Source organism: Marinomonas sp. BSi20584 (assembly GCF_002792415.1).
Classification (GTDB): domain Bacteria; phylum Pseudomonadota; class Gammaproteobacteria; order Pseudomonadales; family Marinomonadaceae; genus Marinomonas; species Marinomonas polaris.
In genome coordinates this window covers 102,713-125,716 of record NZ_KZ454880.1, presented here as the reverse complement: position 1 = coordinate 125,716, position 23,004 = coordinate 102,713, and the positions used below count along the sequence as shown (strand labels likewise).

Annotated in this window: 13 protein-coding genes; 10 read left to right on the top strand and 3 right to left on the bottom strand. The window is 43.3% G+C overall.

Annotation, left to right across the window (positions count from 1 at the left end):
- The first annotated feature begins 553 nt into the window (after window positions 1-553).
- The 4 genes from fepB (TY87_RS12790) to TY87_RS12775 are packed head-to-tail and all read left to right on the top strand — an operon-like array spanning window position 554 to window position 4,447.
- On the top strand, window positions 554-1,573 hold the full coding sequence (gene fepB, locus TY87_RS12790; RefSeq protein WP_100187382.1) for a Fe2+-enterobactin ABC transporter substrate-binding protein: 1,020 nt from the start codon (window positions 554-556) through the stop codon (window positions 1,571-1,573).
- Window positions 1,570-2,586 carry a Fe(3+)-siderophore ABC transporter permease gene (fepD, locus tag TY87_RS12785; RefSeq protein WP_232617132.1) on the top strand — a complete coding sequence of 339 codons (1,017 nt, stop codon included), beginning with the start codon at window positions 1,570-1,572 and terminating at the stop codon, window positions 2,584-2,586. The genes fepB (TY87_RS12790) and fepD overlap by 4 nt, the downstream gene beginning before the upstream one ends.
- Window positions 2,583-3,599 (top strand): FecCD family ABC transporter permease, encoded by a 1,017-nt coding sequence (locus TY87_RS12780; protein ID WP_100187360.1) that lies wholly within the window; start codon window positions 2,583-2,585, stop codon window positions 3,597-3,599. Before fepD ends, TY87_RS12780 begins: the two co-directional genes overlap by 4 nt.
- Window positions 3,596-4,447, top strand: a complete 852-nt coding sequence (locus TY87_RS12775; protein ID WP_084122076.1) for an ABC transporter ATP-binding protein — start codon at window positions 3,596-3,598, stop codon at window positions 4,445-4,447. The genes TY87_RS12780 and TY87_RS12775 overlap by 4 nt, the downstream gene beginning before the upstream one ends.
- A gap of 80 nt (window positions 4,448-4,527) precedes the next feature.
- On the opposite strand, the gene entS (TY87_RS12770) is transcribed toward TY87_RS12775, so the two are convergent.
- Together entS (TY87_RS12770) and fes (TY87_RS12765) are read right to left on the bottom strand one after the other, a co-directional pair.
- Complete coding sequence (gene entS, locus TY87_RS12770; RefSeq protein ID WP_072837949.1) at window positions 4,528-5,826, bottom strand: enterobactin transporter EntS; 1,299 nt, start codon at window positions 5,824-5,826, stop codon at window positions 4,528-4,530.
- A 10-nt stretch (window positions 5,827-5,836) separates the two neighbouring features.
- Window positions 5,837-7,144 carry an enterochelin esterase gene (gene fes, locus TY87_RS12765; RefSeq protein ID WP_157789897.1) on the bottom strand — a complete coding sequence of 436 codons (1,308 nt, stop codon included), beginning with the start codon at window positions 7,142-7,144 and terminating at the stop codon, window positions 5,837-5,839.
- A 135-nt stretch (window positions 7,145-7,279) separates the two neighbouring features.
- On the opposite strand from fes (TY87_RS12765), the gene fepB (TY87_RS12760) reads away from it, so the two are divergent.
- The 5 genes from fepB (TY87_RS12760) (at window position 7,280) to entS (TY87_RS12740) (ending at window position 18,616) form a co-directional block, all read left to right on the top strand.
- Complete coding sequence (fepB, locus tag TY87_RS12760; protein WP_072837947.1) at window positions 7,280-8,338, top strand: Fe2+-enterobactin ABC transporter substrate-binding protein; 1,059 nt, start codon at window positions 7,280-7,282, stop codon at window positions 8,336-8,338.
- Between the two features lie 105 nt (window positions 8,339-8,443).
- Window positions 8,444-9,664: an enterochelin esterase gene (gene fes / locus TY87_RS12755; protein WP_072837946.1), complete on the top strand. Its 1,221-nt coding sequence runs from the start codon at window positions 8,444-8,446 to the stop codon at window positions 9,662-9,664.
- 41 nt (window positions 9,665-9,705) lie between these two features.
- A complete protein-coding gene (locus TY87_RS12750) occupies window positions 9,706-9,930 on the top strand; it encodes an MbtH family protein (protein WP_072837945.1) in 225 nt (74 codons plus the stop codon).
- Between the two features lie 11 nt (window positions 9,931-9,941).
- Complete coding sequence (locus TY87_RS12745) at window positions 9,942-17,333, top strand: non-ribosomal peptide synthetase (protein ID WP_100187359.1); 7,392 nt, start codon at window positions 9,942-9,944, stop codon at window positions 17,331-17,333.
- A 23-nt stretch (window positions 17,334-17,356) separates the two neighbouring features.
- Window positions 17,357-18,616, top strand: a complete 1,260-nt coding sequence (gene entS / locus TY87_RS12740) for an enterobactin transporter EntS (protein ID WP_232617131.1) — start codon at window positions 17,357-17,359, stop codon at window positions 18,614-18,616.
- A gap of 124 nt (window positions 18,617-18,740) precedes the next feature.
- Here the strand turns inward: entS (TY87_RS12740) and TY87_RS12735 are convergent, their stop codons facing one another.
- Window positions 18,741-20,723, bottom strand: coding sequence for a TonB-dependent receptor plug domain-containing protein (locus TY87_RS12735; RefSeq protein ID WP_100187358.1), 1,983 nt, complete (start codon window positions 20,721-20,723; stop codon window positions 18,741-18,743).
- A 123-nt stretch (window positions 20,724-20,846) separates the two neighbouring features.
- On the opposite strand from TY87_RS12735, the gene TY87_RS12730 reads away from it, so the two are divergent.
- Window positions 20,847-22,922 (top strand): TonB-dependent receptor, encoded by a 2,076-nt coding sequence (locus TY87_RS12730; RefSeq protein WP_100187357.1) that lies wholly within the window; start codon window positions 20,847-20,849, stop codon window positions 22,920-22,922.
- Window positions 22,923-23,004 lie beyond the last annotated feature (82 nt).

The following is a 23,004-nucleotide window of genomic DNA, read 5'->3' as shown; positions in this document are numbered from 1 at the left end:
GAAAACTCCACTTTCAAGTGAAGTATATTTCTCATGATATTACGATTATCAGCTTTATTTGTGATGCTATGTATGGCATCACAAATAACTGGAGCCCAGCAATTGATACGACTAAACTAATGATTTGAGTTTCATTGACCACACTTCGATGAAGCTAGTACCAGCAGTAAAATGATATTTACTATTGCTTTTTGCTTTGCTACAAGCCTCATCTTCATTACCATCATTAACCGTATTGAATTCAAAAACACCTTACTCATCCCTGTATTAAGCCTAATGTATGGCAGCATATTGAGCTCAATAGCTGAGTTTTATGCCTATAAAAATAATATCCTCCAAAGCATGCAAGGATGGTTATTAGGTGACCGCACCAAACTCACTAAACTCAAAGTTATCAGTCCCTAGAGCATTATTTTTTAGTGTTTTACTGCATAAAAGCAGCGAAAGATTAAAAAACAAATACAAATGATTATCAATAGTATAAAAAACCCATTCTCATCTATATAATAACGCGTTCTTTTTGGTCTACAGGATTTTAGACATGGTTCGCTTTATGACACACTTCAAACAGGTTTTAGCTCTTCTTTTTTTAAGTCTTATCTTAGCAAGTTGCGATCAATCACCTCCAGCCTTACCAGACAAATCACAATTAAAAATAGATCAGGTAGAAAAAAGCTCATCGGGTTGGCCAAGAACAATCATGACCCCTGAAGGTTCACTCACCCTCAATAAAAAACCAACCAGAATTGTGTCCACCAGCGTCACCTTGACGGGTACTTTACTCGCCATCAAGGCACCACTTGTTGGTTCTGGCGCCACCATGGCGAATACCAGCGTTGCATCTGAACAAGGGTTCATGCGCCAGTGGGCAGATATCGCAGAAACTCGAGGTATCATCCCCCTATATCAGACCGAACCCAATGCCGAAGCGATAATCAAAGCCAACCCAGATCTGATCATCATTTCTGCAACAGGTGGCGATTCTGCCATCAAGCTTTATGAGCAACTTAAAGATATCGCACCCACATTGGTCATTGCGTATGACGACAAAAGCTGGATGCAACTTGCGAATATTTTTGGTGACCTTCTAGGTTTAGAAGAACAAGCGCAAACCATGATCCAACGCTTCAAACAAGAAGTTGAACGCACCAAATCAACCATCAATTTACCGCCTCAACCGACTACGGCCATGGTCTACTACCAAGACGACACAGGTGCCAACATTTGGACCTCAGAATCTGCACAAGGTCGATTATTACAAGAGCTTGGTTTTACTCTTGCCGACGTACCTGAGAGCGTAAAAGGCAATATCAGTATGGGCATTCGCCATGACATTATTATTGCTACTGGAGAGCGATTTCCTGATGCGGTAACAGGTAATACCACACTGTTATTTTCTGCCAGCACAGACAGAGAAAAAGCTTTTATGAATAACACTTATTTACATGAAACAAGATCCGTACAAAACAAACAGGTATTCGCTGTTGGCGATGATACCTTTCGCTTGGACTATTACAGCACCACCAACTTATTAAAACGATTACAAATACTGTTTGGACGTGAAAAGTCATGACCAATAACACAATGTCTACGTCAAAGAGCAAGCGATATGCTTGGTTATTCGCATTGCTGCTATTTTTATTCATTATTATGATCGCCAGTTTATACATTGGGGCTAAGCCGATTTCCATGGACATTCTGTGGAATATCTTCATGGGCAAAGAACATGGACTTACCAAAACCATTGTTATTGAAGGTCGTTTACCACGCACTTTAAATGGGCTTTTTGTCGGTATGGCGCTTGGAACGTCTGGCGCACTGATTCAGGCGATAACCCGAAATCCTTTGGCGGATCCCGGCATTCTTGGCGTTAACTTAGGCGCCAGTTTAGCCATAGCAATTGCCATCGTCTTTTTAGGCGCAACTCAGCTGACCCAATTTTTTGGCTACGCGGCTCTGGGCGCTTTTTTAGCCAGTTTATTAGTATATTTCGTTGGCAGCATTGGCGGCGGTAAAACCGACCCTCTGAAACTTACGCTAGCAGGGGTTGCCCTTGGCGCCGTATTTGGCGGTATTAGCTCTGGCCTTACTCTTTTTAATCCAAGTGCATTTGATCAGATGCGTTTTTGGGCAGTTGGTAGTCTAGATATTCGCTCGTTATCTGTCCCATTATTTATCGCCCCTATTGTCATCGGTGGCTGCTTATTAGCCATATCGATTACCCCAGCTCTTAATGCATTTGGATTAGGCGATTCTTTGGCCTCAGCACTGGGCAGCAAACCCGCTCGAATTCAGTTGTTAGGGCTAATAGCAGTTACATTGCTCTGTGGCGCTGCCACTGCGGCGGCTGGACCCATTGGTTTTGTCAGTCTTATGATGCCGCATATTGCTCGCTGGATGGTGGGCCCAGATCAACGTTGGATCATCCCCTTTTGCTTTATCCTAACGCCTATATTGCTATTAATTGCTGACATCATCGGGCGTGTATTAATTGTTGGGGAGTTACGGGTTTCTATTGTGACCGCGTTTATCGGCGCACCTATTCTGATTTATTTAGTGCGCAAAAAAGGAGCTTCTGGACTATGAAGATCTATCGTACCTACACACTGACAATAACCAATGTTATCAGCCACTACCCAAAGCAAATCATTTGTTCTTTTACTCTTGCGTTGATCATTGCCACACTTTTTTTTGGCCAACACATTGCCGAAAATACTCAAGATATTTGGCAACTTATCACAGGCCAAGCAGACCCATATCAATCCATTGTTGTGTGGCAATGGCGAGCATCTAGATTGTTTGCCGCCTTAGTAATCGGTGCGGCGCTAGGAATCAGCGGTGCCGTATTCCAATCATTGGTTCGTAACCCTTTGGGTAGCCCTGACATCACTGGCTTTAATGTGGGCGCCTTTACCGGGGTTTTGCTGTCTATTGCTTTGTTTGGCAATCTCTACTGGTTCAGTGTATTGGGCGCAATTCTGGGCGGTCTTTTTTCTGCCTTGCTCGTTTATACTTTTGCCTATAGAGATGGCCATTCCGGTTTTCGATTAATCATTGTAGGCATCGCGATTAGTGCCACCCTTTCTGCGTTTAACCAATGGCTGATACTCAGCGTTTCATTGGAAACAGCAATGACAGCAGCGCTATGGAGTGCAGGCACACTCAATGGTATGACCTGGGCGCGCATATTGCCAGCAGCGGTACTCATTACGGTCTTTATCCTTTGTGCTTTTTTGCTTAATACTCGTATGAAATTACTCGAAATGGGCGACGATACCGCGGCGGCGCTGGGCGTTTCAGTGAATAAAACCCGTCTCGCCCTAATGTTTGTTGGCGTTGCTCTAACCGCTGTAGCCACCGCCATCACAGGCCCAATAGCCTTCATTGCTCTGGCCGCGCCTCAGATAGCAAAACGTCTTGAAAACAGCGCGAGCACCTCATTAGGATCATCCGCTCTAGTCGGCGGCTTGTTATTACTTAGCGCAGATTTTATCGCGCAACATGGCTGGGAAGGCTCGACATTACCGGTAGGACTCATCACCGTGAGCTTGGGTGGTATTTATCTAGTGTTTTTAATTATTCGTGAGGGAAGAAAATGACAGCAACAGTCACAGAAATTCAGCAGAACAAATCAAACGATACAGACTATCAAGCTTTGCCAGAACTTTCTTTGTCGACCCAATCTGTTACCCTCGGTTACGATCAAACAATCATCGCCAACAATCTCTCGGTTGATATTCCTGAAGGTAAGTTCAGTATTATTGTTGGCCCAAATGGCTGTGGAAAATCCACTTTACTAAGAGCACTGAGTAGATTGCTGCCACCAACATCTGGCCAAGTACGACTAAATGGCCAAGACATTCATAGCTTACCAACCCGTGAGGTAGCAAAAATACTGGGGCTCTTACCACAAAGCGCAATTGCTCCAGATGGTATAAAAGTTGTTGATCTAGTGGCTCGCGGACGTTTTCCCCATCAAAAATGGTTTCAACCTTGGCGCGAACAAGACCAGATAGCCGTAGAGTCTGCAATGAAAGCAACGGGCATCATGGAGTTCGCTCAGCATCATGTTGATCAACTTTCTGGAGGGCAAAAACAACGTGTATGGGTAGCAATGGCATTGGCTCAAGAAACGCCATTACTGTTATTAGATGAGCCAACAACGTACTTAGATATCGCTCATCAAATTGAGCTGATGGATTTATTTCAAGACTTAAACCGCCTACAAGGTCATACCATGGTGGCGGTTCTGCATGACCTTAATCACGCTTGCCGATACGCTGACAATCTTATTGCTATGAAAGCAGGAAAAATCATTGCCTCTGGCGCCCCCAAAGACATAGTCACTGAAGCACTTATTGAAGACGTATTTGGCTTACCCTGTATGATTCTGGAAGATCCTGTTTCGGGTACACCATTAATCATTCCCAAAGGCCGACAAGTATAGTTGAACAGCAAGCTATAAATAAAAAAATGGCGATGTCCTGAGACATCGCCATTTTTTAGACTGCACAAGTAAAAGAGCGATTATGCCGTAGCATCTTTTGCTTGAAGAGTTTCTTTTTTAGCAACGTCATCATCAGGAAAGAGCGTCGTATCAATCAAGCTGACACTTCTTAACGAACGCACTCCTGCGCTTAATAATACAGTTGCTGCTGCACAACCAAAGCCAAGCGCGACCAAGCCCATGACTGGCGATAGCATTTTTACAATCACACCAATGCCTAATGCACCAGCAGAATCGCCTACCACATCTTGCGCTGTCCAGAAGCTACCAATTCGCCCTAACATATGATCGGGAGTATGACCTTGTACAATGGTGTATTGCAGCAAACCACCAATCGACCCTAGATAACCAAACACCGCCAAGGCAAGCAGCATTAACACTAAATGTCCCATAAACCCCAACGCAGAGACACACAAAAAGGAGAAAAACGCCGTGAACAGCATAACCATACCTGGCCTCTTCGCATGACGAACCCAACCGCTAGTAAGTGCTCCTAAGGTCGATCCTACAGGCACCGCGGCGTACATGAGCCCCACCTCAAACGCCCCGCCACCAAACGCGGTTGCCGCTAAAGCAGGAAATAAAATACGAATTGATTTGGTGACTGCTTCTAGCGTACCCAAGGCAACAACGGCACGAATAACTTTATGCGTAAATACAAAGCTAAATCCGTCCATTAAAGAGCGAATCGGATACTTTTTAGGTCCACCTTCTTGCGGCTTCATATTCGGCAAAGTAACCAAGGTAATTAACGTACAAAGCGTACCTATCGCAGCCAAGGTATAGTTCCATGTCACCCCAAATGACACAATTACCACACCGGCAATGGCGGGTGAAATGACGGAACCAATTCGCACAATCAACATGCTCAATGCACCCGCTGTTGGCAAGTTTTCTCGCCCTACTAAATGAGGAATAGACGCCAATAATGCCGTCATTCCAATGGCACTGAAAAAGCCATCCCAGAGAGAGATAGTATACACAGCCCAAAGGCTTGGCTCAGACAAATACGCATTGGCAGCGAGCAGAATAAAGCCCACACCACAAATAATGCGCGAAAATAGAATCAGCCATTTGCGATCCATTCTGTCAGCTAAAACACCACCCAGCATTAGACCGACAAACATCCCCATTCCATCTAACGCTACGGCAAAACCAACCTGTAAACTTGATCCCGTTAACTCATATATTTGTACCGGCACGGCAACATTTAGCATTCCAATACCTAACACTGACATTAATCGAGCAATAAAAATTGCACGAAAATTCCTGTTGGTTTTTAGTAAGCTAAAATCCAACATAATCTTTGATTTAGACATAACAACTCAGTTAATCCGCCATGTCAGCAGGAATCAAAAACAACAATCCCTTTATCAAGCCAGAGCGCCACGAGAGCCAATCATGGCCACCACAGAAGACCTCATATCGCACACAACCCCCTTTTCCTTTAATGGCTTGGCGAGTCTGCTCATTGTAAACACACATATCTTCTTCGCCCGTTCCAACACTTTGATAAACCTTTAAGTGCGAAACACTTACTCGGTCATTCAATATTTGCTCTGCAAGACTATCGGCTGGAATAGGTTTAGACGCGATAACATTATCAGGATCAACCATTCGGTCTTTGTCAGGCCACCAAAAAGACCCTGATAAGCTAATCACCTTCGAAAAGACATCTGAAAAAGTAATACCTGCGTACAAAGCAGAAAGCCCACCTAAACTCTGGCCTGCGACAAGAAAATCAGTAGCAGAGCAATCGTCTTTAGCAAGTATTGACGTTACTATTGGCAAAAGCTCATCTAACAAAGATTGCCAAAAAGGGTGATGACAACTCAGCTCTTTCCAGCGAGTTAGCCCATCAATTGAAGGCACCAAAAGATAATGAGCAGGTGCTATTTTAGAGGTATCTGTTAAATACTGGAGAACCGATAGCGTGCCACTTGGCGCTCCCCATTTTTGTCCATCAAGCAATATAACCAATGGTGCGTCACTCGTTGCAGTCGAGAAAAGCCAAGCTGTTCGCTGGTTACCCAGTTCTTTTGAAGACCAATCGATAGAATTAACACGACTCGCTGAAATAGCATTCAATTCTCCACGATCCCATTCTTGCCAACCCAATTCAGTTGCGGCTTTAGGAAGGTGAAGTGGTGAACTTATCCCCCAACCAGAGCTCAGTACAGGCAATGGATTTAAAGGATCAGGAATTTGGTTACCAGCAACAGACATCCACCAAGCGCGTTGAGCTTCTCTTGAGCTATCGCCCGCTTGTAGCACAAGATCTGGCAACTGGTTCTCTTCTATTGGAATGAAGGAGTAACTGCCTCTCCATTTAGAATCCACAGTTAACTGACCAAACCACACATCCGTACCACTTATTCGATGCAGGCAGACTGGTTCCCAACTGTGATGATCGGTGATTGAGTTCACATCCAACAATACGCTCGCTATTGAAGATTTCTCATCCGTTCCATGTGGATCCTGCCAAATAAATAGAACAACACTCGTTTGAGGGTTTTTAACTTTAATAAAAGGCGCTCCAATCGCGTGAACATCTTTCCACCACTTACTACTACCAATCTGACTTTTAGGTAAAAGAAAACTACACAACAGTTGTGGTAAACCCGTACTTTCGATCAATTCTATTTCCTCTACAAAAACATTCATGAATTAAGTATTTATAAGCCTTGTAAGACACATATGATAATGATTATCATATGTGTTAATTGAATCAATATCTACTTAAAGACATCATTTGCATTAGGAACTCTGATAATGACGCACAGAACTCAACGCCTTTCCCTCTGGGCTAGCCTACTTTCACTATGCATTTTAATGACAGCTTGTGATGATGCATCCAATAAAGACGTTAGCACTCAAAGTACCACGCAGCTAAAAATTGATGAGGTAAGTAAAGATGTATCAGGATGGCCAAGAACGCTTATGACGAGTCATGGCCCTGTCACCCTCACCAAGCAACCGACACGAATCGTCTCCACTAGTGTCACCATGACTGGAACATTGTTAGCCATTGATGCTCCCATTATTGGCTCAGGTGCAACAATTCCTAATACCAACATCTCTGATGACCAAGGTTTTTTCACTCAATGGAGTGAATGTGCCTCGAAGAAAGGCTTAAAGGTGCTTTATCAGACAGAACACAATGCGGAGGCGGTTATTCGAGAAAATCCTGATCTTATACTCATCTCCGCAACAGGTGGTGATTCAGCCCTTAAGCTCTACGATCAATTAAAAGACATCGCACCGACAGCAGTCATTAACTACGGAGATAAAAGCTGGATGCAACTTGCCAAGGTATTGGGCAACTTCATTGGTTTAGAAGAAAATGCAAACATACTGATCGATACGTTTAATCAGCAAATAGATCAGTTCAAAGAAGTGGCAACACTCCCACCTCAACCAACAACCGCACTGGTTTACTATCGAGACGGTACAGGGGGCAACATCTGGACATCCGAATCGGCTCAGGGTCAACTTTTAACCCAGTTAGGATTCACCTTGTCACCTATTCCAGATTCGATGCGCGGCGATTTAAGCATGGGAAAACGCAATGACATAGTCATCGCTAGTGGTGAACGCTTCCCCGATGCGTTAACCGGAAACACATTGCTCTTGTTTGCTACAGAACCGCCTCAAGAAGCAATGGTAAAAAACAATGCTTACCTTGCTGAAACTCCAGCCATCCTTAATAACTCCATCTACGCAGTAGGAAATGATACTTTCAGGCTCGATTATTTTAGCTCAAGTAACATGATTCAGCGTTTAACAAACTTATTTAAAAAAGACAAACATGCACTGACTTCCAACCCTTAAACACTAATTGAAGACACTCGCCTATTCTAAGGTGAATTTAGACAAATCTATTTCACTTTAGAATGGGCGCCTTTTAATAAAGGTGCCATTATTAAAGTCAACACTATGCAGAAAATACAACCTATTAATCCTTTGTTCCATCATCAAGATGTAGGCTCTCATGAGTGGTGGCAGGATATTAAGCAAGCAGGGACACCTTTAATCGTAAAGGTCGATGAGAATAAAAGCCTTGTCTCCTTTATTTGGCGAGACCCAGATGGAAAGCGCTCTGATATCGATACCGTTTATATTGATATCTATTCGAAAACGCCTCATCCCACCCAGCAGCTGACAGGTTTCACCCGACTTAAAGGTAGTGATGTTTGGTTCTGGGAAACAGAACTTGAAAACGACTGGCTTGGTAGCTATTTTTTAATGCCAGCCACACACAATCAACGCCCACCACTACACAAAAATCATCAATATATTCGCCGATGGTGGATCCAATTAATGGGCTTAACTGCGCAGTCTGATCCATTAAACTTATTACCCGCCCATAGTAACGGAAACGGAATAACACTCTCAGCCCTTTGTCTAAGTGAAGATAAAAAAAACACGTTCAAATATTCAAATGTAGAAACACAGGGCATCCTAAAAGAATGCATATGGCAAAGTGAGCGACTCACTAATGAACGCCGCATTTGGCTCTACAGAACAAGTAATAACACTCAAGAATCACTGCCTGTCGTACTGTTATTCGATGGACAATATTGGGCAAATCACCTACCAATTTATGCAGAGCTAGACGGACTAACCTTATCTGGTCAGCTTCCGAAAGCCCAATATGTCTTCATCGATTCGATTAACACTTCTCATAGAAATATTGAGCTTGCTTGTAATACCGATTTCTGGATCGCCATCCAGAAAGAATTACTCCCATGGGTGAATGCTCAATACCCCATTACGGATAAACCTGAAAAAACGACCGTTGCAGGTCAAAGCCTTGGTGGCCTTTGCGCTATTTTTGGGGCTTTTCACTGGCCTGAATACTTTGCTACAGCCATCAGTCAATCGGGTTCATTTTGGTGGCCTGATGTCGACTCTCAACCAGGAGAAGGTAGGTTAATTCAAGAGATTTCAAATGCAGATTTAACCACAACCCCTCTAAATATTGTGATGGAGGCCGGATGCTATGAGAAAGACATGCTAGAGGTCAGCCAAATAATGGCAAAAGCACTCAAAAGCAATGGACATCATGTTCGCTATCGAGAATTTAGGGGGGGTCATGACTGGCTATGCTGGCGCCAAGGTCTCATTCACAGCCTATTACAGGCGCTTAATAGCTAATTATTAACAACTATATACCGCGTCATAAGGACCAAACACCTATGGACAATAACCAATACCTCAACCCATTCGACAATGAAAAACTGTCATTCCTTGTGCTTCTAAACCAACAGGGGCAGTACAGCTTATGGCCAGAATTCGCCTCACTCCCAAAAGGATGGGAAGTAGTGCTAGGTCCTGTACCTAGAAGTGAATGCGTAACGTACGTTGAACAGCATTGGAAAGCGATTAATCCATTTGATAATACAGTGACAGAAAGCCGATAAGGAACCCTATTATGCGATCTAAAAGACTCCCTCTTACCAATACACAACAAGGGATATGGCTGGCTGATCAGGTATCAGAAGATAAACACCTTTACACTATTTCGCACTGCTTAGAAATGAAAGGAAATATTCAAAGTGGATATTTAGAACAAGCCATCCGTTTAGCACTTGGTGAAGCCGATACAGTTCTCGCTCATTACGGAGATGGAAAACAAACACTTCTTGACCCGAAAGAAGCCAATAAAATTCACATAGAAAAAATCAACCTCACACGAAACAACGCAGGTCGCGAACAAGCGCTGGCAATCATGCAAGCAGACACAGAACAAGACCTTCCACTCACCAATGACGGCCAAAAGCCGCTACAGAAACAGATATTAATTTCCATCACAGAGAATGGTCATAGTGTCTGGCTTTGGTATCAGCGCTACCATCATATTATGTTAGACGGATTCAGCTTCACCGTTCTCACCAAACGAGTGGCCGAGATTTACAATCACTTGTTAAAAAAACAACCTATTTCCAATTCACCTTTTACTTCAGTCGCTCAGGTAATAGATGAAGAAAGTACATATCAGGAATCCGAAAGATATCAGAACGATAAAATATTCTGGACTGACTATTGCATTGACATGCCATCCCCTGTCAGCCTTTCAAATACACCCACTATAAACGACCTAGGTAAATCAAGCTTAATACGCCATATCACGCCAATAACACCTAATCAGCTAGAAAAGCTGAACGTACTGGCTGACTCAATTAAAAGCAGCAACGCTGAGCTATTAATGAGCCTTATAACCAGCTACCTATTCCGAGTAACAGGTCAAACTAGCCAAGTCATTGGAATGCCTTTTATGAGGCGCTTAGGCTCTGTATCTGTGTCATCCGTTGCGCCCATGGTCAATGTGCTGCCGATGAAAATAGACTTAGAACCCCACATGCAATGGCATGACATCACACAAGCATTTAAGCGCTCTTTAAAAACGATTCGTCGCCACCAAAACTACAGCGCAGAACAAATTCAGCGAGACATAGGTAAGGTAGGGTCATCTGGGCTTTATAACACGCTCATCAACTACAAACAGTTTGACTACGAACTCAATTTCGCAGGAATTGCAGGCATTACCCATCATTTGGCCACAGGCCCTGTGGATGATTTTGAGTTCAGCATTATTGTCGAAAAAGAAAAAACGTATTTCGAGCTAAGAGCAAATGCTCGTAAATATAATCGTGCTGCTCTAGAGCAGCACGGCCTACGCCTTTTTACCATGCTAACAAATTGGCTGAAAGCTCCCGAAACTCCATTAGCCCAACTATCCATTCTACCTGAAGAGGAACGCAAAGCTCTTATCGAATGGGGAAAAGGGCGCCAATTCGAACCCGAAAACGTATCCAATATTTTAGACGTTTTTTGGCAACAAGTAGTAGACAAACCAGAAGCGACAGCGCTTGTCTGCCGCCACCCAGACGAAGACATTGAAACACGTTTTACGTTTCTCGAACTAGGTCAAGCTATCAACCGCTTAAGTCATTTTTTACTAGCACACCCTAGTCTTCAAAAGACCGAAGGCAAAACTGTCATTGCCTGCGCCATGCCTCGTAGCGCTCAATCTGTTATCGCGATGATGTCTATTCTAAACACAGGAGCAACCTACTTACCGCTGGATTTAGATTACCCAAAAGAACGCATGGAAATGATGTGTGAAGATACAGATCCCGTTTTGCTATTGACCCATTCCAGTGTCTCGCTAGGGTTAAATATGCCTGTAATTAACCTAGACGATGAATCATTTGTCTCGTTACTCGCCACCCATCCAGACACCCACATTACAGAAGCAGATAGACCAACGCCCAGCAAGGACGACATCGCCTATGTAATCTTCACCTCAGGTAGCACAGGTAGACCAAAGGGTGTGATGAACACCCACGCCGCCATGCTGAACCTGCTACTTTCTCACCAAGAATCAATTTACCGTCCAGCCCAGAAAGTGGTTCAAGAACGTCACCCAGGGCGCGCTCTACGAGCGGCGCACACCCATTCATTTTCTTTCGACTCTTCATGGTTGCAGATTTTCTGGCTGATTCAAGGAGAAGAACTCTATGTGTTTGATGAAGAAACACGACGCGACGCCTATGCCATTGTAGAAGAGGTTCATAAGATCAAAATTGATGCCATGGACTTGCCGCCGTCTCTGTTAGCGCAACTACTTAACAATGGTCTGATGGCAGATCAATCAGGCACATCAAACCATCAACCAAGCCTAATATTGATTGGTGGCGAAGCATGCCCAGCAGCACTTTGGCAGCAACTGAGAAGCTACCCAAAACTAAAATCTCATAATCTTTATGGGCCAACAGAATACACAGTAGATACTCTGCGTGCCGACCTAACACAGCATAATATGCCTATCATTGGTCGCCCTATTGCAAACACACAAACTTATATTTTAGATACTCAGTTACAGCTTGCTCCCATCGGCGTCTTAGGTGAACTTTATATATCAGGCGCAGGCTTAGCCCACGGCTATTTGGCTCGAGCGGAACTCAGTGCTAGCCGTTTTATTGCTGACCCTTTTAGCGATCAAGCCGGCACCCGCATGTATCGAACCGGCGACATCGTACGCTGGAATCAAGAAGGCTACGTAGAGTTTATGGGGCGTGGAGACGATCAGGTTAAAATCCGTGGCTACCGAGTTGAAATAGGCGAAGTAGAGAATGCTCTCTCAAAATTAGAGCATGTCGAAAGCGCCATTATCATTGCTGAAGCGCTAAATAACAGCCACAGACTAATTGGCTATTGCGTGATACCAGGCTTATCAACAGAACAACAGCAAGACCACGGACAAATATTATTAGCAGAATTACGCAATAATCTACCTGATTACATGGTGCCATCCAGCCTTTGCGTCATGTCATCTTTTCCGCGTAATGTCAGCGGTAAAGTAGACAAAAAAGCTCTACCTAAAATAGACGTTCAAACTTCACTAGAGGCCAAGGCCTTACCTGAAAATGAAGATGAAATACGGCTCTGTGATTGTTTTTCAAAGGTATTAAAAATAGACAAAATTGGCACGACGGACGATTTTTTTGTTCTCGGTGGCGACAGTATTAGCGCCATTATGCTTTGCACAGAACTACGAAATACAGGCTATACATTGCGTCCGAGCCAAGTTTTCAAACTACGCACTCCCCGACAAATTGCCATCGAAATTACACCTATTTCAGACACATCGTCATCCGATAACATCAAGAAATGGGCGCTCTCACAAGATCAGCTAAGTACACTATCATTACATTATGAACCGATTGGCGACATTGCACCGTTACTGCCATTACAAAAAGGCATGCTATTTGAAACCATGATGGATTCGGCTTCCGGTAATTACAACGCATATACGCGCCTAAACTTTACTGGTGAAATGGACCTCTCCACTTTACAGGATGCACTAAATGCCCTGCTAGTCCGCTACCCTCAATTAGCCGGTGCTTTTGATAGCGAACACTTAGCAGAACCTGTATTCATCATTCCCGATACTCAACAACAAACATGGCAATGGCCGCTGAGTACGCATGATATCAGCTTTTATCCTGACGATAAAAAATCAGCTGCATTAGAAGAGCTAGAACAAACATTGTTAAAAACACAACACAAGACAGATACATTCTGCAGTATGATCCACGCCGCTTATGTGGATTTAGGAAAAGATGAAACAACAGGAAAACCTAAATCGGCACTTATCCTAATTGTCCATCATCTTATTATCGATGGTTGGTCTACGCCCCTTTTATTACGCAGCCTACTTGATGCCTACCAGCAACAAACTAACTCTCTTAGCCCTATCCCCAATAGTTACACCGAGGTAATCAAGCAACTATACAATCGTGATCAACAGACGAGTTTAAAAAAATGGCAGGAAGTCATGCATCAAGCACAACCTTGCCTGCTATTTGAGCAGCGCCAAGATGAAGTCAACGAATTTAAACTCTCTTTAAATCACACCACAAGCAAACAATTAATGTCTCAACTTAAAGAGCGTGGTGTGACCTTAAATGTCTTCATGCAAGCACTTTGGGCCCAAGCCTTAAACCTATTATCCGGTAAAGAAGATATCATTTTTGGTTCGCCCGTCTCTGGACGAAGCAGCAATATCCTCGGTATTGAAGACCAAGTTGGCTTATTTCTAAATACACTGCCAATTCGCGTGATGATAGACCCTACTTTATCGCTCTGGGAACAGTTGCCGATCATGCAAGAACGTCATATCGAACTCTTAGAACATGACGCAATTGGTCTTGCGGAAATACAAAACATAACGGGGAATCAAACCTTGTTTGATACTTTATTAGTGGTGGAAAACTACCCGGACAGCGGATATCTAGACACCAAATTACAAGGTAAAGACGGCAACCCACTGACGGTCAGCGACATTCATAACCGCGGTTATAGTCACTACCCATTGGCTTTATTAGTATTACCCGGTGAAGAAATTACTTTCCTTATCGAAAACCGTGGTGCATTAACGCATTTTGAAGTGGAAGCCTTAGCACATAGATTGCAGCAAACTATTGAAATCTGTCTTAAAGACCCTCGACGACCACTGTGCCGATACGAAAGTCTTAGCTCTCAGGAAGTTCGCTTCATTACCCGTATTAACGATACGAAGCAATCTGTTCCTGAATTAACCTTACAATCGGCATTAGCAATACAAGCACAAACTACGCCGGAGGCTCTCTGCCTTTCAGATCAACAACATCAGTTGAATTATCAAGAAGCTCGATATCAAGTGCAAGTCCTGGCATCAAAGCTGCGCAATGAAGGTGTTACTGAAGGTCATATTGTTGCCGTCGCCTTACCAAGAAGCTGTCACTTAAGCTTGGCCATTTGGGCCATTATTGAAGTGGGGGCGGCCTATTTACCTTTAGACCTTGGTTATCCTGATGATCGCCTCGCCTACATGCTCGACGATGCCTCACCTGTATTGTTAGTCACCCAGAGCTCTCAAAAAAACCGTTTTCTTAACATAAATACAAACATAAAACGCCTTGCCTTTGATGAGCTATTTGACCAGTCTTACGATAAAAACTCGGCACATCAATACAAAAACACCAAGCCAATAGCGGCCAGCGCGATCACAGGTGAACATCCTGCTTATTTAATTTATACGTCAGGTACCACAGGTCGTCCAAAGGGCGTATTGGTTTCCCATAAAGCAATAATCAACCGTATTTTATGGATGCAGCATGAATACCACCTCACCCCTGACGACGTCGTCTTACAAAAAACGCCCTGCAGTTTCGACGTTTCTGTTTGGGAGTTTTTTTGGGCGCCAATGGTTGGTGCATCTTTAGTCATGGCGGCCCCTGAAGCTCACCGCGATCCAGAACTACTCATGCAAACCATCGACCAATATGCTATCAGCACCTTGCATTTTGTTCCTTCTATGCTCGCTATTTTTACGGCAAGCATGCAAAGCAAGGACGATAATTCGCCTACTTGCAAATCACTTAAACAGGTATTCTGCAGCGGTGAAGCATTGCTAAAAACACAAGCCATTGCTTTCAAAGACTGCTCTAACGCTCAACTGCATAACCTTTATGGGCCAACCGAAGCCGCTGTTGATGTGACTTATAAACCCGCTTTTGAGGATTTGTCTTCACATGGCCAAGGCGTCGCGATTGGAAAACCCGTGTGGAACACAGAACTAAGGGTGCTAGATCAGTACTTACGGCCCGTCCCTATTGGTGCAACAGGAGAGCTTTATTTATGCGGTACTCAGTTAGCTATTGGCTATTTAGATCGCCCAGAACTCAATTGTGTTCGGTTTGTCGCTGACCCTTTTGGACAAGCCGGAGACAGAATGTACCGTACAGGCGATATCGTCCGCTGGTTAGAAAACGGGGATATTGAGTATTTAGGCAGAGCGGACAATCAAATCAAAATCCGTGGCCAACGCATTGAACTAGGAGAAATTGAAACGCTTCTTCTACAACAAAATACAATCGAACAAGCGGTCGTCGTAGCCCGTACATTGAATAATGAAACCGCCAACAATACGGGACAAGATAATCGCCAGTTAGTGGCCTATCTCACATTAAATGCTTCAACAAACTATGATGAATCAGCAGTTAAACTTGCGCTCTCCGAAGAACTACCAAGTCATATGCTGCCTGTCGCTTATGTCATATTGGACAGCCTACCACTCAGTGCCAATGGCAAACTTGACCGAAATGCACTTCCAGAACCCAACATAGCAAAAAACACGCTCACGTCCAACGTGTCTAGAGCACCATCGATCGGACTAGAAAGTCAGCTGGCACGCCTGTTTACAACGCTTTTAGGAATAGAAAACATCAAAGCTGAAGATGATTTCTTTGCACTAGGAGGTCACTCTTTACTCGCCATGAGGCTAGCTGCGGATATACGTAGAGAAGTGAAACGACCTATTACAGTAGGACAAATAATGGTTACCTCTACGGTTGCCAAACTCGCCCGACTCTTAAGCAAAGACACAGAGCAACATAGCCGCGAAAAGCTGGAAGCCATGATGGATGGCAGCAATGCAATGACTGCCAGTAACGCAAATGGCTTTGACCATTTGATTTACCTTCGTGAAGGGCAAGGTGAACCACTGTTTTGCTTCTATCCTGGATCTGGCTTTGCTTGGCAATACAGTGTGTTATCCCGCTATTTAAAAGGTGAACACCCTATTATTGGCTTACAATCTCCCAGACCCAACGGTTTAATCGCCAGTAGCGCAACGATGGAAGAACTAATCGACCAACAACTTCATGTCATTCGTCAAGAACAAGCACACGGTCCCTATTATTTATTGGGCTATTCCCTCGGAGGAACCGTTGCTTATGGCGTCGCAGCTAAGCTTAGAGAAATAGGGGAAGACGTTAACTTCCTCGGTCTATTAGATACTTATCCAGCCGAAGTTCATGATTGGAATGACCCGCAAGGAGAAGAGGCTGCTATGGGCGCGGAGCGAGAACAAACACAACTTCTAAGCACGGCAATAACAGATGAAGATGGCGACCCTGGTGAAATGGCACTTTTTGTAAAACAAGAACAAGATAAGATGCTTGAGCAAATTTTTGCCAACTATAAAGATGCGGTTCGCTTACTGAAAAAAACCACCACTCCTAACTATGATGCAAAAGTTGATGTCTTTATTGCACAGCAATCTCTTCCGGATTACATCAACCCGGCCATCAATTGGCCACCTTATGCAAGTCAAGTGTGTTTTCACCCTTTAGCTCATTGCAGCCATGAAGACATTCTATCCCCAGAACATTTAAAAACATTAGGACCATTGCTAGATCAACTTATTCATGATGCAAAACAAAATACATTATTAAGTTTAAAAGACCGTTCTGACACATCATCAGAACTGGCTTAACCATTTCAAAAAGAGAGTGAAACGTGAGCGATACCAAGAAAAAATCAATGTTTGTGGATTTCAGTTTATTAGCGACCCACAGGAATTTTCGCAATATATTTATTGCCCGTACCATTTCTATACTAGGTTTAGGCATGCTTTCCGTGTCCATACCTGTACAGGTGTATTCTTTAACCAACGACAGCTTGCATGTAGGCATCGTCATGGCACTAGAAGGAATAGGTCTATTTATTGGCCTACTTCTAGGCGGTGTTTTAGCCGACATGTATGAACGTAAGCGCATAATCCTTTTTGCGCGTACAATTTGTGGGTTAGGTTTTCTCGCTATGGCCGTCAATGCATGGTTACCAGAACCTTCTTTATGGGCCATCTATGTTCTATCAATTTGGGACGGCTTCTTTGGTGCATTAGGCGTCACGGCATTAATGGCGTGCATGCCTTTTATTGTTGGCAGAGAAAATCTCATGCAAGCTCGCGCTATCAGCATGGTAAGTGTGCGTTTAGCAACAGTCATTTCACCAGCTATTGGCGGCGTTATTATTGCGGTTTCTGATGTAGCTTGGAACTATATGATCGCGGCTGTGGGCACAGGCATAACACTTTTGGCTCTTCTGTCTTTACCAACAATGCGACCAAAAGAGGTAAAAACTCACAATCCACTAAAATCATTATGGGACGGATTTACATATCTATGCACTAATAAAATTGTTGCCAGCGTGGTAATAATGGGAACCTTAGTCACCTTAACAACAGCGATACGCGTGCTCTTTCCAGCCCTTGCTGATAGCGTCTACGGCGGTGGCGCCTGGACAGTTGGCTTGATGTATTCTGCCGTTCCATTAGGTGCAACGATGGGCGCTATTATTAGTGGCTGGGCAAATCATGTAGCAAAACCAGGCTTGGTAATGATGCTTATCAGCCTTGCTGCTTTTCTCTGTTTAATGGGAATTGGCAGTACAACCTATTTTCCTCTTACCCTTATCCTTCTGGCAGCCTTTGGTTACCTTGTGTCTATTACCTCATTACTGCAATACAGCTTTGTTCAAGGTCATACCCCTGACCATTATTTAGGTCGCATAAATGGCATATGGACGGCTCAAGATGCTTCTGGTGATTCTGTAGGAACACTTTCTATCGGAGCATTAGGAAAACTACTCTCGTCATTAGGTAGTATCTTTGCTTTTGGTACCGTCGCAATGGGACTTGGATTGATACTATTGGCCAGCTTAAAAACGCTAAGAAGTAGTACACTGAATGATCCAAACCTAATTAAAGAAAGTTAAGCCTATTTTCAACCCATGCTCCTAAGCCTCCCTATGCGGAGGCTTTTTCATACCTATAAAACCCACACATAAAAAAACGTACATGTTTTTAGCATGTACGTCTTTTCAACCAGTTCATAACACTTTAGAAGTTATAAGCTGCACTTACAAAGAAGTTACGACCAAGCTCATAGGTTGTATAGCCTGTGTCTTCTTCATCTAAACGAACATCACCAATATTTTTAATGCCCGCACGAAGAACTAAATTATCAGTTACATCAGCTACTAGCCCAATATCAGTACGGTAATAGGAAGGCAATGTACTATAAACATCACCCACACCTGAAACCCAAGTAGAATACTGCATGCCAGATATGTAGTTAACTGAAAGATACGTTGACAATATATCGGTTGCTTGGTAGTCGAATGACAAACTTGCTTGATGCTCTGGGCGTCCAGTTAAAACAGTTTTTACCCCTTCAGAATCCTCTGCTTCAGTATCTAAATAGGTGTAATTTGCTTTTAATAAAAGATCATCAGTTAATGATGTAGATGCACTTAATTCAAGCCCCTGAGTCATTGCGGTAGCAACATTAATCCACTTAGCGGAATTAGCATTGCCGCTACTATCATAACCAACTTCACGCTCTATCAAGTTATCAATATCATTACGGAAGACAGCGGCGGTAACATTTAAACTTCTGGTATGATAATCCACGCCAAATTCATAACTAATACTGGTTTCCGCTTCTAGATCTGAGTTACCTGACAAAGTACAGGCACCGCCGCAACTTACAGTTCGATATTCTTCGCTTAATTTACTAACTTCTGGTGCTTTAAAGGCTTTGGTAATTCCCCCTTTTAAAGTCAGTGAATTGGTCGCGTCATACACAAGGTAAGCTTTTGGCGAAAAGTTATTTCCATAAATATCATGATTATCAACACGTCCACCTAAAGTAAAAACAAGCTTATCGGTCAACGATATTTCATCTTGAGCAAAGACACCGTACTGATCTACGTTATATTCACCTGAATCCAAAAGCGTATAACTATTTTTTAGCTGTTCATTTTGGTAATCAACACCAGCCATAAGAGCATGCGCACCAATTAGTTTGTTCGCATAACCTTTTGCATAAGTGTTATTTGCCTCTAGGCCAGAGTGAGCTTCTGGCTCGTCATATTGGGAATTATAGTCATATATATCACTTTCTTCACGTTTAATATAAGCAGTAGTATTTGCCCAATCCCATTGTCCCTTATGAGTTACAGCTAAATCAGTACGAGTAATTTCTTGCTCGCGCGTAGCACCGCCTGTATTAAAAACTTGGTAAGGACGTTCATCGTGGTTATAACCAAAGTCAACATCGACCTCCTGATTATCCGCAACCTGCCAAGTCAAAGTAGAAACTAAATTTTGTGCATTTTTCTTTTCACGCAATGGAGAAATATCACTATCATTAGCAAACCAAGCTTTTTGTCTTAAATCTTCAACGCTAACGGAAAGAGCTACTTTATCACTGATAGCCCCCATTCCAGACATACCTAATCGGTATTGGTCACCACCTTCACCAGACTCAATTTTACGCATTTCTGCACTGGCAGTTCCTGTCCAACCTGCATCATCCTGAGGTCTTTTAGTAATAATGTTTACCACGCCACCAATAGCATCCGCACCATACAATACGGACATTGGTCCGCGAATAATTTCAATTCTCTCTATAGAGTTCAACGGCACACTATTGAAGTCAGTATCGCTGCCTTTATCAAAAGCACTGCCAGCGGAAACACGTTTGCCATTTACCAATAAAACGGTGTATCCGCCATCCAAACCTCGAATCTGGATGGAGTCACGACCAGTTTCGTCGCTAAAATTATTAACACCCACTGTGTCTCGAAGTAAATCAGCAACACTGCTTACAGTAGATTTGGCAATATCATCTTTAGTTACTACTGTTGCAAAAGCAGGAATATCCTCAATTTTTTTAGCTTCCATTGTTGCTGTAACAACGAGTGTATCCAACTGCTCTGCCTCTTCAGACAGACTAATTTCATTATTTTCACTTGCAGCAAAACTCATCATTGGGATAGCTGCCAGCATGCTGACTATTAGTTTTTTCTTGGAAAACATAAAGCTCCATCACTCCTCAAGTTATTAAACAATCAAAAAACACCAGTTAATAGTATTGCGAAGTATTATCATTATCAATAAGATTAACAAACTCTTTATCTAATTTATGCAAAAAGGAATAGCATGTCTCTCTTAAAGAAAAAACCATCAGTTCAATTCCCAAGCAACCTATCTACCGTCGCCCTAGCGGTCATTAGCATTAATGCGGCTTGTGTTTCATCAAATGCATTCGCGGAAGAGGTTAATGCATTACCAGCCTTGGTCGTTACTGGTGAAAAAATCGACAAAGACATTAAAGAAACAACAACAGCCGTTACCATTATTCATGGCAAAGATATTGCTAGTGGCGAAACTAAAGAGGTAAAAGAACTAGCAACGCAAGCACCAAACGTCGTCACTTCTGCATTTGGTAATGTCGCGATTCGAGGAATGAGTGGTAACGGAGCGGCTTCCGGTGGTTACGCCTTGATCACTGGCGCACGCTCTCGCGTCTCTACCGTAATTGATGGTGGAACCCAAGATTGGTCTGGCTATAATTTCACGCCAAGTGGTGTCTGGGACGCCCAGCAAGTGGAAGTCTTACGTGGCCCACAATCTACAACCCAAGGTACCAGTTCGATCGCAGGCGCAGTGGTAATAAAAACGAACGACCCGACCTTTACCAATGAGTCCGCTATACGAGCCGGACTTGAACATTACGAAAACGGAAATCTGAAATACAACTTAGGAGCGATGTCATCAGGTGCCTTAATTGACGATGAGCTGGCATATCGTATTACACTCGATGGCACTAAGGGCGAAGGTTGGATGAACTACGCTCAAGAAAACAATGAGCTAGACACTGGCCCCGACGTCAACGATGCAGAAAACTACAATGTACGCGGAAAATTGCTTTGGGAGCCTGCAAGTAATCCTAACTTAACTGCTAAATTAACCGTTGAACATCATAAGTATGAAGGAGAGTACTTAAGCTGGGCAAATGATGAAAAAAATAACTTTTCTGGACCACTGATGACTTTAGGAAGTGGTGGTCGCAATACACGTCTGCAAGATTCAACAACAGACGCAATTGCAATAGACATCGATTACGATCTAGGTGATGGGATCAGTAACGCTTTATATATCGCCTATAGCAAAAGCAAAGTAAGCTTTGATGAATATCCTGGGACGACACTACTCGACATAACAAAAAATACCACAACGATTGAAAACCGTATCATCTTCAATCAACCTGACGCGAAACTAACAGGTGTCATTGGCTTATTCGTGTCAGAAAAAGACGCTGATACAGACATCACTTACCGTGGTCAAGACTGGTACACAGCCAACGACACCTCCACCACTACATTGGCATTCTACGGTGAAGGAAGCTATGCATTAACTGAGAAAACAAATTTGATTGGTGGTGCTAGAGTAGAAAGAGAAGAGGCAGACCGCTTTATTGTCAATGATGGCCGTACCGATGTTGATCACGACGATAGCGAAACAAATCTCCTACCAAAAATCGGTTTAACACATGCGATATCAAATACCACAACATTAGGTGCCAACATTCGTAAAGGCTACAGCCCTGGTGGTTCTGCTTATCAATGGGACTCAACACGCGAGTTTTACACTTATGAAAGTGAAGAGGTTATTGCCTACGAAGTGAGCAGTAAAAGTCAATTCGAAAATGGCACCACACTAAATACTTCTTTGTTTTATAACGACTACTCTAATTACCAAGCAATGTATAATGATCGCATCAACAATATTGACGCAGCACACACATACGGCTTAGAGATCGAGGCTCTCGCTTGGGCAACCGACGACCTGCAAGTACGTGGTTCTATTGGCCTACTGCGCAGTGAAATCGATAATTACGAAACTTCAAAAGGAAATGACCTTCCTAGCGCCCCTGAAACCAACTTAAGCCTAGGGTTCACTCAATATATTGGTGAAAATTGGTCATTTGGTGGAGATGTCACTTATGTTGGCGAGTACTATTCTGACCTAGATAACACAGAAGACTACAAAGCTGGCGATTACGTCCGCACCGATGCTCGCATACAGTACGTTAATGGCAGCCTAACTATCGATGGTTATGTTAAAAACCTAACCGACGAAACCATAATCTACCAAATCGATGGGGGAAGATCTGTACGCGCCTCTGTAGGCCAAACTCGCACTATCGGCCTAAGCGCTACATACCGTATGTAATAATTAGGGATAACGCAAAAAACCAAAAAGGCGAATCAGAAATGATTCGCCTTTTTGGTTCTTCTATTAATAGCCCCAATTA

Bases quoted from the DNA above. Each gene is read 5' to 3' on its own strand.
- fepD (WP_232617132.1), top strand. From the start codon at position 1,570: ATGACCAATAACACAATGTCTACGTCAAAGAGCAAGCGATATGCTTGG.
- fepB (WP_100187382.1), top strand. From the start codon at position 554: ATGACACACTTCAAACAGGTTTTAGCTCTTCTTTTTTTAAGTCTTATC.
- TY87_RS12735 (WP_100187358.1), bottom strand. From the start codon at position 20,723: ATGTTTTCCAAGAAAAAACTAATAGTCAGCATGCTGGCAGCTATCCCA.
- TY87_RS12730 (WP_100187357.1), top strand. From the start codon at position 20,847: ATGTCTCTCTTAAAGAAAAAACCATCAGTTCAATTCCCAAGCAACCTA.
- TY87_RS12775 (WP_084122076.1), top strand. From the start codon at position 3,596: ATGACAGCAACAGTCACAGAAATTCAGCAGAACAAATCAAACGATACA.
- fepB (WP_072837947.1), top strand. From the start codon at position 7,280: ATGACGCACAGAACTCAACGCCTTTCCCTCTGGGCTAGCCTACTTTCA.
- TY87_RS12745 (WP_100187359.1), top strand. From the start codon at position 9,942: ATGCGATCTAAAAGACTCCCTCTTACCAATACACAACAAGGGATATGG.
- TY87_RS12780 (WP_100187360.1), top strand. From the start codon at position 2,583: ATGAAGATCTATCGTACCTACACACTGACAATAACCAATGTTATCAGC.
- TY87_RS12750 (WP_072837945.1), top strand. From the start codon at position 9,706: ATGGACAATAACCAATACCTCAACCCATTCGACAATGAAAAACTGTCA.
- entS (WP_072837949.1), bottom strand. From the start codon at position 5,826: ATGTCTAAATCAAAGATTATGTTGGATTTTAGCTTACTAAAAACCAAC.
- fes (WP_072837946.1), top strand. From the start codon at position 8,444: ATGCAGAAAATACAACCTATTAATCCTTTGTTCCATCATCAAGATGTA.